The organism is Exilispira thermophila, from assembly GCF_055389015.1.
In genome coordinates this window covers 2,067,216-2,082,355 of the sequence record NZ_AP042476.1, presented here as the reverse complement: position 1 = coordinate 2,082,355, position 15,140 = coordinate 2,067,216, and the positions used below count along the sequence as shown (strand labels likewise).

General features: G+C 23.4%; 14 protein-coding genes. 8 read left to right on the top strand and 6 right to left on the bottom strand.

The annotated features are described in order from the left end of the window. Nucleotides 1-5: 5 nt before the first annotated feature. The 7 genes from ACZ5EC_RS08770 to ACZ5EC_RS08740 all read left to right on the top strand — a co-directional run bounded on the left by ACZ5EC_RS08770 (nt 6) and on the right by ACZ5EC_RS08740 (nt 7,989). On the top strand, nt 6-1,382 hold the full coding sequence (locus ACZ5EC_RS08770; protein WP_464302102.1) for a glycerate kinase type-2 family protein: 1,377 nt from the start codon (nt 6-8) through the stop codon (nt 1,380-1,382). Between the two features lie 578 nt (nt 1,383-1,960). Next, nucleotides 1,961-2,179: a hypothetical protein gene (locus tag ACZ5EC_RS08765; protein ID WP_464302101.1), complete on the top strand. Its 219-nt coding sequence runs from the start codon at nt 1,961-1,963 to the stop codon at nt 2,177-2,179. Nucleotides 2,180-2,717: 538 nt separating this feature from the next. Continuing rightward, nucleotides 2,718-3,215 carry a ferritin family protein gene (locus ACZ5EC_RS08760; RefSeq protein ID WP_464302100.1) on the top strand — a complete coding sequence of 166 codons (498 nt, stop codon included), beginning with the start codon at nt 2,718-2,720 and terminating at the stop codon, nt 3,213-3,215. A 293-nt stretch (nt 3,216-3,508) separates the two neighbouring features. Further along, complete coding sequence (locus tag ACZ5EC_RS08755; protein WP_464302099.1) at nt 3,509-4,345, top strand: M55 family metallopeptidase; 837 nt, start codon at nt 3,509-3,511, stop codon at nt 4,343-4,345. 185 nt (nt 4,346-4,530) lie between these two features. After that, nucleotides 4,531-7,326, top strand: coding sequence for an alanine--tRNA ligase (gene alaS, locus ACZ5EC_RS08750; RefSeq protein WP_464302098.1), 2,796 nt, complete (start codon nt 4,531-4,533; stop codon nt 7,324-7,326). A 117-nt stretch (nt 7,327-7,443) separates the two neighbouring features. Further along, nucleotides 7,444-7,608 carry a hypothetical protein gene (locus ACZ5EC_RS08745; RefSeq protein WP_464302097.1) on the top strand — a complete coding sequence of 55 codons (165 nt, stop codon included), beginning with the start codon at nt 7,444-7,446 and terminating at the stop codon, nt 7,606-7,608. 99 nt (nt 7,609-7,707) lie between these two features. Further along, a complete protein-coding gene (locus tag ACZ5EC_RS08740; RefSeq protein WP_464302096.1) occupies nt 7,708-7,989 on the top strand; it encodes a hypothetical protein in 282 nt (93 codons plus the stop codon). Nucleotides 7,990-7,995: 6 nt separating this feature from the next. On the opposite strand, the gene ACZ5EC_RS08735 is transcribed toward ACZ5EC_RS08740, so the two are convergent. Continuing rightward, nucleotides 7,996-11,274 (bottom strand): PAS domain-containing hybrid sensor histidine kinase/response regulator, encoded by a 3,279-nt coding sequence (locus ACZ5EC_RS08735; RefSeq protein WP_464302095.1) that lies wholly within the window; start codon nt 11,272-11,274, stop codon nt 7,996-7,998. Nucleotides 11,275-11,577: 303 nt separating this feature from the next. Here ACZ5EC_RS08735 and ACZ5EC_RS08730 point away from each other — a divergent pair, with 303 nt between their 5' ends. After that, the gene (locus tag ACZ5EC_RS08730) at nt 11,578-12,408 is read left to right on the top strand and encodes an SDR family oxidoreductase (RefSeq protein WP_464302094.1); all 831 of its coding nucleotides are present in this window, start codon (nt 11,578-11,580) and stop codon (nt 12,406-12,408) included. A gap of 74 nt (nt 12,409-12,482) precedes the next feature. Here ACZ5EC_RS08730 and ACZ5EC_RS08725 read toward each other — a convergent pair whose 3' ends face one another. From ACZ5EC_RS08725 to ACZ5EC_RS08705, 5 genes are all read right to left on the bottom strand, one after another. Further along, nucleotides 12,483-12,794 (bottom strand): transcriptional regulator, encoded by a 312-nt coding sequence (locus ACZ5EC_RS08725; RefSeq protein WP_464302093.1) that lies wholly within the window; start codon nt 12,792-12,794, stop codon nt 12,483-12,485. Nucleotides 12,795-12,809: 15 nt separating this feature from the next. Further along, nucleotides 12,810-13,496 carry a hypothetical protein gene (locus ACZ5EC_RS08720; RefSeq protein WP_464302092.1) on the bottom strand — a complete coding sequence of 229 codons (687 nt, stop codon included), beginning with the start codon at nt 13,494-13,496 and terminating at the stop codon, nt 12,810-12,812. Nucleotides 13,497-13,818: 322 nt separating this feature from the next. Next, a complete protein-coding gene (locus ACZ5EC_RS08715; RefSeq protein WP_464302091.1) occupies nt 13,819-13,959 on the bottom strand; it encodes a hypothetical protein in 141 nt (46 codons plus the stop codon). 38 nt (nt 13,960-13,997) lie between these two features. Next, complete coding sequence (locus tag ACZ5EC_RS08710) at nt 13,998-14,357, bottom strand: hypothetical protein (RefSeq protein ID WP_464302090.1); 360 nt, start codon at nt 14,355-14,357, stop codon at nt 13,998-14,000. A gap of 229 nt (nt 14,358-14,586) precedes the next feature. Beyond that, on the bottom strand, nt 14,587-14,898 hold the full coding sequence (locus ACZ5EC_RS08705; RefSeq protein ID WP_464302089.1) for an MTH1187 family thiamine-binding protein: 312 nt from the start codon (nt 14,896-14,898) through the stop codon (nt 14,587-14,589). Nucleotides 14,899-15,140 lie beyond the last annotated feature (242 nt).

Sequence of the window (15,140 nt, the reverse complement as noted above, 5' to 3'; positions counted from 1 at the left end):
TTTATATGGATAATAATAAATATGTTAATCTTTTAATTGATGCTTTTAATGCAGCAGTTGAAAGGGTTGAACCTTATAAAATGATTAAAAAATATATTAAACTTGATGATAATGGGTTAATTATAAAATTTGAAAATAAAGAAATTATCTATAATCTTGACAATTATGAAAAGATTTTTGTTTTTGCAATAGGAAAAGCTGCATTTAATATGGGGTATGCAATTGAGACTATTTTAGGAAAAAGAATTGATAAAGGTGTAATTGTTACAAAATATGGGCATATTGATAATAATATAACTCTTCAAGATTTTGATATTATTGAAGCAGGACATCCTGTACCAGATGAAAATTCTATAAAAGGAGCAAAAAAAATATATGATCTTGCAAAAGATTCAGATGAAAAAACATTAATTATTAATTTAATTTCAGGTGGAGGTTCTGCTTTATTTACTTTGCCTGATTATGGTTTAACTTTAGAGGATATGCAAAAAACAACACAGGTTTTGCTGGAATGTGGTGCAAATATAACTGAGATAAACAGTTTAAGAAAACATATTTCTAAAGTTAAAGGAGGGAAATTTGCCAGAGTTTGTTATCCTGCAAAAATGATAAATATTATTCTTTCTGATGTTATTGGGGATAGGCTGGATTCGATTGCCTCAGGTATTTCTGTTCCAGATAATACCTCATTTAATTATGTTTATGATGTTATTAAAAAATATAATATTGAATCAAAATTACCTGAGCAAGTTATTGAAATTATAGAAAAAGGTTTGAAAAAAGAGATTGATGATACACCAAAAGAGGGGGATCTAATTTTTAATAATGTTGAAAATATTTTATTGGGGAATAATTATTCTGCTTTATTGGCTGCAAAAAAAATTTTCAAAAATCAAAGTATTATTAAAGATATTTCACCATACATATTAACCTCACATATTTCTGGAGAGGCAAAAGAGATAGCAAAATTTTTTGCATCCATTGCAATTGATGGAGTTAAAAATTTAAATGATTATAAAAAGCCTTTTGTCATTATAGCAGGTGGAGAAACAACAGTTACAATTAAGGGAAAAGGAAAAGGTGGAAGAAATCAGGAAATGATTTTATCTTTTCTTCTTAATATTATGAAATATAGAGATGTTATTAAAGATAAGGTTTATTTTCTATCTTGTGGTACTGATGGTACTGATGGCCCAACAGATGCAGCGGGGGCTGTTTTTCAAAGTGAAATTTATGATGTTTTAGAAAATAGAAATCTTAACCCTCTTGAATATTTAAATAATAATGATTCATATAATTTTTTTAATAAAATTGGATATCTTATAAAAACAGGACCTACAAATACAAATGTTTGTGATATCCAAATTTTGTTGGTTATATAATTTTAGTTAAGCAATTTTATTTGTGTAATGCGAATTTTATAATGTTAGTTGTAATATAATCAATCATCTTCTTGTTTTTTGCTATTCATTTTTCTGTGGTATTTTACTATTTTAATTTTTATAACTAAAATAGTAAAAAAAATTTAAAAAAAAGTTGAAAGTTGATATAAACCTAATTAAATTAAGAAAATAATTGATTATAAAATTAATATTAAGATTATATTGATTGTTTGGTTATTAAATAACATTTGTTTTCTTATTAACATAATTTAATAAATTAAAAAATGCATAAAGTTACCACACCACCCTGAAAATTCGGTAGATTATAATTCTTGATTTTTAAAAATTTTTCTTAAAATTAATATCTATATTACTTGATATAACAGAAATCATAATATTAAAATTGTAAATATTTTTTATATTTAAACATAAAAGTAATAACTAAAAAATGAATAAAAAATGGGAAAATGAAAAAATAACTTGACATATTTTTAACATTTATTAAAAATTTTCAAAATCATTTTTAAGTAAATTAAATAATTAATTAAAATTAATATAATACAGTATTGGAATCAAATATGGATTTAAAAATAAAAATAAGTATTATGAAAAAAATTTTATTTAGTTTGTTAATTGGTTTTTTATTATATTTTTCATCATCCTTCCTTTTTTCACAAAATAATCAAAACTCAAATAAAAAATTATCTAGTTTTAGCTTTAATCTTGTTAACTATAATAATCAATTACTTAAAATAATTTTAAAAAAAGAAAAAAGATATTGTTATGGATATAAATAAGGTTTTGATACTTCATGCGGTATATAAATAGTTACAATTTTTTTTTCGTGGCTGTTGCAGTTAATAATAAAATTATAAATTGTTATATTTGATTAAATAAATAAAAACACTATATATATCATAATTGAAATTTTTCGACTGGATTGTAGTTGTCAAAGACTTAAAAGATTAAATATTAATTTTTAGTTAATGTTTAAAAAAGTTTTAATTTTTAAATTACATAACTACACTAAGGAGAAAAATTTCAATTATGATATAATTAGTTCTTATTTTTTAAATATATCAATAATTTTGATTTTATTATTAACAAAAAGGATTTGTTTTAAATTAAATATAATAGATATATATAATAATTATAATTATGGATAATAAACAATAATGTAAATTGAACAATTTAAAAAATAAGATAAAATAATAAGTAATGATAATATAATGAGAATTACATATTAAATAAAATAATATTCATTGACAAAAGTTGTATTAAATATTATTATATAAATATAATAAAAAGTAAAGAAATCTAAATTAGGGGGCAGTTATGGATTTAAAAGAAGCTTTTAAAACAGCTATCTTAGGTGAAATTGAAGGAAGGGAACTTTACAAGGTTGCTTCAGAAAAAGTTAGTGACCCTAAAGCAAAAAAGGTATTTGAAAAACTTTCAAAAGAAGAACATTCTCATTTTGAAACTTTACAAACCCTTGCAGAGCAATATTTTAATGGACAAAAAATTGAAGTACCTGAGCTAAAAAAACTTGAAACATTTGAAGATGCTCAAAGTCCAATTTTTTCAAAAGATTTTAAAGATTTTATAAAAGACAAACATTTTGAAGTTGCAACTTTAAAAATTGGAATGAAACTTGAGCTTGAATCAATGAAATTTTATAAAGAAATGGCTGATAGTACTGACAATAAAGAGCTAAAAGAATTTTTGTTGTCACTTTCAAAATGGGAAGAAAGCCATTATGAAGCTTTAAAAAAACAGGTTGGAATTTTAGAAGAATTTTATGGCACAAAAAACAGCTTGTTTAGATTTTAATTTATATAATTAAAACAATTTTTTTTATAATTAATTTTTTTTCTAAAAATTTATTGTTTAAAATAACTAAAAGAAATAGGGACTATCCTGAAATTTAGGGGATAGTCTCTTTTTTTATATTTTCAATTTAAAAAGTAAAATGTAAAAAATCTAGTTTAAAAAATTTTAATATGATGTAATATAGATTAAAATAATACAAAATTTTAAATAAAAAAATATACTAAAATAAAAATAATCTGAATTAAATAAATTATAAATTATAAAATATTGGTAAAAATAGATGAGGAGTTAATATGAAAGTTTTTATTTCATTTGATTATGAAGGGATTGGAGGAATAACATCATGGGATGAAACTTACCATAAAAAAGATAAAGATAAATTAGCAACAAGTCAAATTAATGCTTTTGTTGAAGGGATTTTAGAAACAGATAAAAATGCTCAAATTTATCTTTGTGATTCTCATGCATTTGGAACAAATATTTTGTGGGAAGAACTTAATTCAAAAGTTATTCTTATTAAAGGATTTCCAAGAGTTTTTTATATGATGGAAAATCTAGATGAAAGTTTTACTCATATAGTATATTTTGGTTATCATTCAAAGGTTGGTGGTGGAGGAATGATGGACCATACATATTCATCTTCTTCTATTTATAGAATAACTGTAAATGGGATTGAAGTGGATGAGTTGTTGATTAATAGTATTTATGCTTCAAAATACAATGTACCTTTTTCTTTTGTTTATGGTGATGATAAAACAATTGAACAAACAAAGCAAACTATTTCATCCCTTTATAAAGATAAAAAAAGTGATTTTGATTACCTTATTTCAAAGCAGGCTATTTCAAGATTTGCAGGAGTATTAAAACCTTATGATCAACTACTTTTAGAATTAAAAGATAAAGGGAGAAACCTTGTAAATATTAAAGGGATTGTAACAAAATTTGATTTTCCATTAAATGTTGAAATTGAATATATAGATGCTACAAGAGCTTATCTTTCTTCTATGTTGCCATTTGTAAATTTAGTTGAACCAAGAAAAATAATTTTTAAATCTTTAGACCCTGTTGAATTTTATAAACAGATTGTTTCTGCTGTATTTATAACATCAATTGCAAAAGACCTGAAATAGTACTAACAAAATAATATTATTTTATTATTGTATTAATTTCTGTTATATTTGACAAAAATGTAAATCTGTATAAATTTTTCTAATAAATAACAATATATATATAATTTATATAATTGTTTGTAAATAAGCTACAATTATAAAAAAATATATCTAATTATTTTTAATATATTATATGAGGAGTTTTTATGAAATCAAATGAAGTTAGAAAATTATTTTTAGATTTTTTTGAAAATAGAGGACATAAAGTTTTTGAATCTTCTCCTGTTGTACCTTATGATGATCCAACTTTATTATTTACAAATGCGGGAATGAATCAATTTAAAAAGATATTCCTTGGTGAAGTTAAAACTGACCTTAAAAGAGCAGTTTCATCACAAAAATGTATAAGAGTTTCCGGGAAACATAATGATTTAGAAGAAGTTGGGAAAGATGGAAGGCATCATACTTTTTTTGAAATGTTAGGTAACTGGTCATTTGGAGATTATTACAAAGAAGATGCAATAAAATGGGCATGGGAATTTGTAACTGAGGTAGTAAAACTTGATAAAGATAGACTTTATGTATCAGTTTATAAAGATGATGATGAAAGTTACAATATCTGGAAAAATATAATTGGTCTGGATGAAAAAAGGATATATAAGTTTGGAGATATTGAAAAGGGTGATGAGGAGAATTTCTGGTCAATGGGTGAAACTGGTCCATGTGGACCATGCACAGAGATTTTTTATGACCAGGGACCTGAAGTTAAATGTAAAGAAAAAAATCCAACTGTTGGAAGTGATTGTGATAGATATTTAGAATTATGGAACCTTGTTTTTATGGAATTTAATAGAGATGATAAAGGAAAATTAACTCCTCTTCCATTCAAATCTGTTGATACAGGTATGGGATTAGAAAGAATTGTTGCAGTATTGCAGGGAGTTTATTCAAATTATGAAACTGATTTATTCCAACCAATAATGGAAAAGCTTGAACAAATTAGTGGTAAATCATATAATGATTCCAGATTTAAAGTCCCTTTTCAAATAATTGCTGACCACATCAGAGCATTAACTTTTGCAATTGCTGATGGTGCTTTACCTTCAAATGAAGGAAGAGGTTATGTTTTAAGAAGACTTTTAAGAAGAGCTGCAAGACAATCTAGAAAACTGGAAATTAAAAATGAGTTTTTATACCTTTTAATTGAACCTGTTGTTAAAAAGATGGGAGGATATTATAAAGAACTTGAAAAACACAAATCTAAAATCGAACAGATTATAAAAGAAGAAGAAGAGCGATTTAATAAAACTCTGGATAAAGGTCTTTCAATTTATTTTGATATAAAAAATACACTAAAAAAAACATCTAAAAAGATTATTCCTGGAGATAAAGTATTTTTGCTACATGACACTTATGGGTTCCCACTTGATTTAACAAAGCAGATGGCTGAAGAGGATAATCTTGATGTTGATGAAGATGGATTTTATAAATTAATGAAATTACAAAAAGAAAGATCAAGAGTTTTAAAAACTAATATAGATTTTACAAATATACTTGGGAATGATTGGAGCATAAAAGAGAAAAAGGTTTCAACATTTACAGGGTATAAAAGTTATTCCGAAGTTACACAATTAATCTCTTATAAAAATATTGATCAAAATAGAGGTTTACTATTTCTTGATAAAACCCCATTTTATGCAGAAAGTGGAGGTCAAACATCTGACAAAGGGATTTTAGTTTTTATCAATGAAAAAGATTCTAATATATTAAATATAGAAAAATTTGAAAACCTAATTTTTAATTTTGATTTAAATTCGGACTATTCAGGGTTAGATTTGCTTGAAGAAAAAAAAAGAAAAGAAATTATTGTAAATGAGATATCCAGATTTTTTAAAGAGTATAATATTGAACCTATAATTTTATTTGTTAATAATGTATATAAAACAAAATGGGGGCCTTTACATGATGCTGAAATTATTGCTGGAAATCTTGATGATAAAGCTTTTGATTATAGTGTTTATGCTATAATTGATAAAGTGCGAAGATATAATATTATGCGAAATCATACAGTTACTCATTTAATACACCAGGCTTTAATAGATGTATTAGGGGATCATGTTCAGCAGAGAGGGTCATATGTTGGTCCAAATTATATGAGATTTGATTTTACACATTTTACAGGTATTTCTAAAGAGGAACTTGAAAGAGTTGAAAATATTGTAAATAAAATAATTGCTAAAAATCTTAAAGTTGAAGTTTTAGAAGATGTTCCTCTTGAAGATGCTAAAAAACTTGGTGCTAAAGCTTTATTTGAAGATAAATATTCATCAAAAGTTAGGGTTGTTAAAATAGATAATTATTCAATTGAGTTATGTGGAGGTACCCATAGTCCTGATACTTCTTTTATTATGGGATGTAAAATATTAAAAGAGGAAGCAGTTTCAGCTGGAATTAGAAGAGTGGAAGTTATTACAGGACAGGAGTTTTATAAATATTTAAAAAATCAAAACAGATTGATAGAAAATATCAAAATAGCAATCAAAGTAAAGGATAGTGATATAATAGAAAAAAAAGTAAAAGAATTAATAGAAAATAATAATAAACTTAAAAAAGAGATTGAAAATTTTAAAGTAAAAAATTTAAATTCTGATTTTGATAATATTATAAAAAATGTGAAAAGTAATGATCAATTCAACCTTTATGTGAAATTATTTAAAAATGGTGATATGAAACTTTTAAGAGATTTTGCAGATAAAATAAAAGCTAAAGATCAAAAAGCAATTATAGTATTTGCAAATATTAAAAGTGGTAAAGCTCAAACTCTTTGTGTTGTTTCAAAGGAGATAAGTGAAAAATATTCAGCAAAAGATATTTTGCAAAAAATTACATTTTCTGCAAAAGGTTCCTGTGGTGGAAGAGATGATTTTGCTCAGGGTGGAGCTAAAGATATTGATAAATTAAAAACAATATTTTCTTCAGATTATATAATGAAAAATATTTAAACTAATTAAATTTTTATAAAATAAAAATATTTCCCAATATATAAAAATTTCATTATAAATAAAACTTTTGTAACTTCCTTCTTTATATATTTTATTTTATTTGAGGAGTTAAATTTAATGTCTAAAAGTTATAGCAATAGGTTGATGATTTTTATCAGTATTATCTTATTGGGGATTGGTATAATTATGTTAACTTCAAAATCTTCGGATAAGTTTTCAGCAATTTTTTTAATAATTTTGAGCATTACTATGATTTTCATAGGTTTTGGTAAAAAACAGTAAAATTATTACTATGATGCAGCAGGGGCTACTTCTATACCTGATCCTCAACTTGATTATACTTATACCAGAACAGCAACTTTACCCAATCCAGCTTTTAGATTGACATTGAAAATACCTTTTTTAAAGAAATTTGGCAATATAAATTTATTTTCAATGTTAAATTATACAATTTTTACAATTGATTATAGTGGAAGTTATAAAGAATCTTACACCAATCCTTTTAATGCAAATACTTTTTCAATTGAGAATTTTACTCTGGAGAGAAGCAAAACAACTAATTCAATAGGTATAACTTCAATAGCAACATTACCTGACTTTTTAAAGTTAAATAAAGATAATAAATTCAATATTGGTTTAAATGCAAATTTTGATATTATATAAAATAAATTATTTGTTATCTTTATTTAAAATTTTGTTGATTGTTTCAGAAAGTTCATTTATGGTAAATGGTTTTTTAAGATAACTATCAGCTCCTTTGTCTAATAATTTTTGTACCGATCCATTTATTGCAAATCCTGTTGCTAAAATTATTTTTATATCAGATTTTAAAAGTTTTAATTTTTCAAAAGTAACTTCTCCACTCATTTCTGGCATGTTTAAATCAAGTATAACTAAATCTATATTATCCTTATTTTTTTCAAAAATTTTAACCCCTTCATAACCATTATTTGCACTTAAAATATTATACCCAAGCATTTTTAACATTTTTGAATAAACACTTCTTATCATCTCTTCATCATCAATTATTAATATTGTCCCTTTTCCTTTAGTAAATTTGTTATTTGTTAAATCAGTAATATAATTGGAGTTTGATTTATCAGAAGCAGGCAAATAAATTTTAAATGAAGTCCCCATGCCTGGTTCACTGTAAACAGTAATAATACCATTATGGTTTTTTACAATTCCATAAACAGTAGATAGACCAAGACCTGTTCCCTTCCCCTCTTTTTTTGTTGTAAAAAATGGTTCAAAAATATGTTCTAAAGTCTTTTTGTTCATCCCTGTCCCTGTGTCATCAACAGTTAATCTAATATATCTCCCTGGTAATATATTAAAATGAGTAGAGGAAAACTTTTCATCAACTATGAAATTGGATGTAGTTATTGTTAAATCACCACCATCTGGCATAGCCTGAATTGCATTTACACAAAGGTTCATTACAACCTGTTGCATTTGATTGGGATCACCATTTATTAGTGATAAATTCTTATCTAAAGATATATTAATATTTATGTTTCTATTGATAGAATGTTTAATAATACTTAAAACATCATTTACAATGTTGTTTAAATTAAATACTTTATTTTCATATTTACCTTTTCTTGCAAATCCTAAAAGTTTTGATATAAGGTCAGCGGCCCTATTTCCTGCTTTTTTAATCTCTTTTACCATTTTCAATTGTTCTTCATCTGTTATAAGGTTTTCTAAAAGTGATACCCAGCCAAAAATCCCTCCAAGAATATTGTTAAAATCGTGTGCTATCCCTGATGCAAGTATACCAATTGCTTCAAGTTTTTGTTTTACAAATTGATTTTCTTCCCTTTTTACTTTGTCTGTAACATCCATAAATAAAGTAAATACATATTTTTTTCCCTTAATTTCTATAAGGGTGATATTTAATTCAGCTAAAAAAGTTGTTCCATCTTTTCTTAAAAGTTCAATTTCATATTGATTTGGAGCATCGTTATTTGTTATTCTTCTTGAAAATCTTTCTTTTGCAAGTTCTCTATATTTCTCACCTACAAATTCTAAAGGATTTTTTTTATTAATTACTTCATCTTTTTTGTACCCTGTTAGTTTTTCAAAAGCTTCATTAATATCTATTATTTTAGAATCCTGTACATTATTAGCTGTATAGATTAAATATCCAATATTTAACCTACTTAAAGTTGAAACAATTGTTTTAAACCATTGTTCCAATTCTTTTTCATGACTGATATTATAACAAAAACCATTAACAATTATTTTATTGTTAACTTTTGAAGTATGAAACCAATTCCTGAGCCATACAATTTCTTTGTTTTTTGTAATAATTCGATAATCTTCATATCCTTTTTCAAGATTAAACATTTTTTTTCTTGAAAGATATATCTTATCTCTATCTTCTTCTACAACAATATCTTCCCATTTCATTTTACCATTTAAAAGTTCATCAGAAGAATATTCTGTTATAAATTCAACATTTTTTGAATAATAGATAGGTTTTAAATTACCATTTTCATTAAATTCTCCTCTCCACAAAAATGCTCCAATAGAGTAAAGGATTAATTCAATATTTTTTTCTTTTTCTTTAGTTTCTGTAATATTTGTTCCAGCTGAAAAAGTACCAATAATATTTCCATCTTCATCTTTAAAGTATTTATTGTTCCATTCAATAATGTAAATTTTACCTGTTTTAGTTATTATTCTGTTAATGAATTTTTTGACAGGTTCTATTTCCCCTTTTAAAATCATATTAAATGTATCTTTAACTTTTTCTTTATCAAATTCAGGTATAAAATTTTCCAGCCAATTCTTACCAATTATTTCATCATAAGTATATTCAAGTAATTCAATGCCAGATTTATTGATATACTCTATCATACCATACTTGTCCAGAACAACTATTATTATAGGTGTGATATCAAGATATTGTTCAAAAATCTTTTTTTCTTTAATTAATTCTTTATTTTTTTCATTAATTTTTGTTTCTAGTTCATTGATTGTTATGAAATATCTATCAAAAAAGGGTCTTGAATACATATAAAGGATAAAAATAATTGCTAATATCAATACTAAAAAACTTATTATTGATCTCTGAAAATATATAATTAAAGCTCTATATAATTCAGTCTGGTTTATCTGAAAGGTTAAAATTATATTATAAGGATTTAAGATTTTTAAAATAAGGATATTATTATCTTTAAAAATATTGATTTTTTTATTAGGTTTATATTTGAAAATATAGTTAATTTTTTGTAATATATTTGATTCTGTAATAGGTTTAAATTCAGGAATATAATAATAGTTATCTTTTATTTTTGTTATAAATTTAATTTCATATTCAATGTTATCAAAACTATTTTTAATTTTATCACCATCCATAACTAAAGAATTTTTCAAGTAATCAATTTTAAAAAAGATAAGGTCATACCCTGTTAAACCTTTTTGGGGATCTATTATAGGAAAAAGAGAATTATAATAATAGTGTTCATTTTGTTTAAAAATAAAACCATGTATTATTGTTTTATTCTTGTTTTCAGGAAGAATCCAGAATTTTTTATCAAATGTTTTTCCAGTAATAATATATCTATTATCAAGGGTTATTCTTACTATTCCAGCAATATTATTACTAAAATAAATATTATCTTCTAATTTAGGTTTTGTATAATTATAAAGATTATCAAAGTCTATTTTATTTTCATTATATAAAATTAATTGTTGTCTTATTTTTGTTCTTGATGTTACAAGTAACCCTTCATCATTTAATAGATTGAAAAAATTAAAAACACTTTCTGTTTTAAAATCAAAGTATGTATTAATTCTATTAAAAATTTTATTTTTTTCACTTAAATAATAAGGTTTTTGAAATACAATAAAAAATATAATTGAGTAAATTATCAAAATTAATGCAACTATTGTGATAAATTTTAAATAATTGCTTTTTACACTAAATTTTTTATCCATTTTTTCCCTGTATAAATAATCTATTTTAAAAAAAATAATAAAATCACAAAATAAAATTGTTTAAGCATTATCCACTAATTTGTAAAGCTTATAAATATAATCTTATATATAATACAATATTATAAATATTTTACAAATAATTTTTAGAATATTTGTTATTGAAAAATACATTTAATATTTTTAATGAGGAATTATTAAAATAATAATATGATAAACTAATAAAACTTAAATTGAAAAAACTAACTATTCATGTATAATTGTAATGTTCAGTAATGATTTGTAATTCATATATGGAGGAAGCATATGAAAATAGATCTATCAAAAAAGCTTGTATTAATAACCGGTGCATCAAAAGGGATTGGTTATGGTGTAGCAAAAGTATTTACAGAATGTGGAGCGAATATAATAATTGTATCAAGAAATGAAGAAAATTTGAAAAGTGCTAAAAAAAATCTTTTAAAACATTTAAATAATATTAAAACTTCACTAAATAAAAATACAAATTTTACTATACCTGAAATTAATTATATTGCTGGGGATTTATCTAATATTAAGGAAGTTGAGCAAATTATGGATAATGTTTTAAAGATTGGAGAACCAGATATTTTATACTTTTCTTCAGGGGGACCTAAGGGTGGTTTTTTTAATGAGAAAGAATTAGAAGAATTTCAAAATGCTGTTAATATACTTTTGTATGCACCTGTAATTATAATTAAGAAGCTTTTACCATCTATGATAGATAAAAAATATGGTAAAATTATTATTAATACAAGTGTTGCTATAAAAGAACCAATTCCTTCCATTTCTTTAAGTAATATTGTTAGAATTTCAATGGCAGGTTTGGTTAAGCAGTTAGCAAAAGAATATGGGAAATATAATATAACAACAAATGGGATAATGCCAGGAATTATTGAAACCGATAGAGTAATTGAATTATCTAAAACAAATGCAAAAAATCAAAATATCTCAATTGAGGAAGCTAAAAAGTTTTTTACAGATCCAATCCCTTTAAATAGGATGGGGAAACCAGAAGAGATTGGATATTTAGCTGCATTTCTTGCAAGTAAATATGGTGATTATATAAATGGCACTATGATTCCTGTTGATGGTGGAAGATTAAATAGTGTGTTTTAATATATTTTTTAAAAAAGATTTAAAAATGTTTTTATTATAAATGTTTTTAATTGATTTTATAAATTGTTTTTGTCTTATTTTTTTATATTGCCTTTAAATTTATTAATTACATTTTCCATCTCTTCAAAATATTGTTTTAATGATTTTATACCAAAAGGAGTTATTGATATTTTAGATAAAGTTTTATTTTTATTAAGTCTTTTATCAATTATAATTAAATTTGCTTCTTCAAGTTTTTTTAATTGAATTGATAGATTACCTGAAGTTAAAGATAATGATTTTTTAATTTCTGTAAAAGTAAAAAAATTTTTATCAGATGTAGCAAGTAAAGTTAAAATTAAAAATTTTGTTTTTTCATGTATAAGTTTAAAAATTTTATCTTCCATGCTTCACCTTAGTTTTTAAGAGTTATGTTTTGTTTCAAAAATTAATATTGTAAAGTACATTAAAAGAAATCCAAATCCAAAGGTTATTGATAAAATAATAAGAGGATGAAAAATATTTATAAAAAACAATGTAATTAATCCTGTTAATAGCAACCAGAAACCTAAAATAATAAATTCCTTACTAAATGTGAAATAAGTAAATTGCAGTATAAAAAGCCCAAATAATATAGAAAGCATATTTATAATATAAATTGAGAGTTTATTGTTAATCAGGAAAAAAAGTAGAAATATTATAGTAAAAAAGTATGCAAAATACATTATTGAAATATGTTTGTTATAAAATGATTTTAACAATTTAAAAAAATTAAAACTTGAATCAATTTTTGCAGCTTCTTGCATAATTCCTTTGATTTTAATATAACCAAGTATGACAATTGCAATGAAAAGTAAGATAAATGTAATTGTTTTAGTATAAAAGGGGATGTTGTTAAAATCATTAAATTTTTCAATTAAAAAATAAAATGTTAATGAAAATATAAAAATAGTTATGCTACTAATAAGAGATAAAGACTTGAATGGTCTTGAAAAAGAGATAAACCTCAATAAGTTAGAATTTTGTTTTATAATATCTTTTAATATTTTAAGATTATTTTCAAATTCTTCATATTTTTTATAGTAGTCATTTTTATTTCCATTGTTCATGAAATTACTCCCTTTTATATTTATCTTTTATATATTTGCTATTAAACCTTTATAGGGGATTGTCAGTTATCTTTACAATAGTTTATAGTATAAACTATATTTGTCAAGCTACCTCTATAAAAATTTAGTAATTTAAAATAAGAATTTAAAATTTAATAAATTTAAAGATGAATTTTTAAAAATTTATAAAATATTTTTTAACTGAAAAATATTACTTAGAAAATAAAAAAGAGGTTGTTTTTTAAATATCAGGACAGCCCCTTTTAAGATTTTACCTGTTGTTACTATAATTGATTGCTTTTAATATTTTTGTATTATTAATTTAGTCAGCCATGTGGATAATTGTCATAATACCAAAAAATGGTCTAATTTCTTTTGAGTCCAATAAACTATTAAAGTTTTCTGTGGATATTTTTATCATATTATTATATTGTTTTTGAGTAATTAATCCAATTTGAAGCATAGCTTTATACAATTCATTTTTAGCATTCTCAACATTCTTTAATGCTGGTAAAATACAGTATTTCCCATACCACCAAAATCTGGCATTACTTTAATTGTTCTTGTTTTTGATATGTTTTTAAAATTTGTATCAAGTTCATCTTTCATCCCTTGAGCCTGATATTTTGAAATAATTCCAATTTCTACCTGTTTATCAAGCAAACTTTTGATTTGATCAATATAGTTTTTTAAAGCTGGATAAAAAACTTTCCAGTCAGAAGTAGATATTTTTGCTTCAATCCCCATATCTTTACCGGAAGCTTTTCCATAACCACCATCAGCCAATACATTTAAACTTACACCAATCAATAAACTAACTACCAATAAAATACTAATTACTAAATTTGTTCTTCTTTTCATTTTTTTTGCTCCCAAAAATTTAATTTTTATTTAAGAGGGTTTTTCTTCCCCTCATTAGTAATATTATTCCTAATTATGAAGTAATTATGAATAACAAATGAAACTGTGATGAAATTTAAAAAAATACAGGATAAAAAAAACATAAAAATGTATATATAAATAAAGTTGATCAGATTTAAAGATAAATTAATAAATTTCATTATAATTTGGAAATTGAACCAATTGTTTTTTAAGTATTAATCTTACCAATTTTATTTTCAATAGAGGCAATTTTAGTTTTCATTCTATTATTTTTATTTTTTCTAATGTCAGCTTTTAATGCTAAATAAACTCTATTAGATTCAGGTTCCAATACTTTATAAAAATTTTTAAGTAGATCAAGAGCTTCTTCAAATGTATTAGTTTCTATAATTGTCCCCATTGGGGTGACTTTATAAGTAATATTAGATTCAGATATTTTCTTTATAACTTTTGAAACATATTTGCTTACACTTTCACCTTTATCGGTGGGAAACATAGCAAATTCAATTAATACAGACATAATACCCCCTTTTTTTCTTTACAATATTAAAATTTTTATTAATTTCACAAATAAAGATATTAATCATATTATATGATATAGTTAATATAATTTTATTTAATATTTTCTCAAGTGGTAAAGTAATTGATTTACATTTTATAAAAAAATTCCATAGGACTTGATAAAATATAAAGATAATTTAAAAAAATAGATAAAAAATTATAAATATAAACAGAAAGAAACTAATAAACCTAAACAGATAA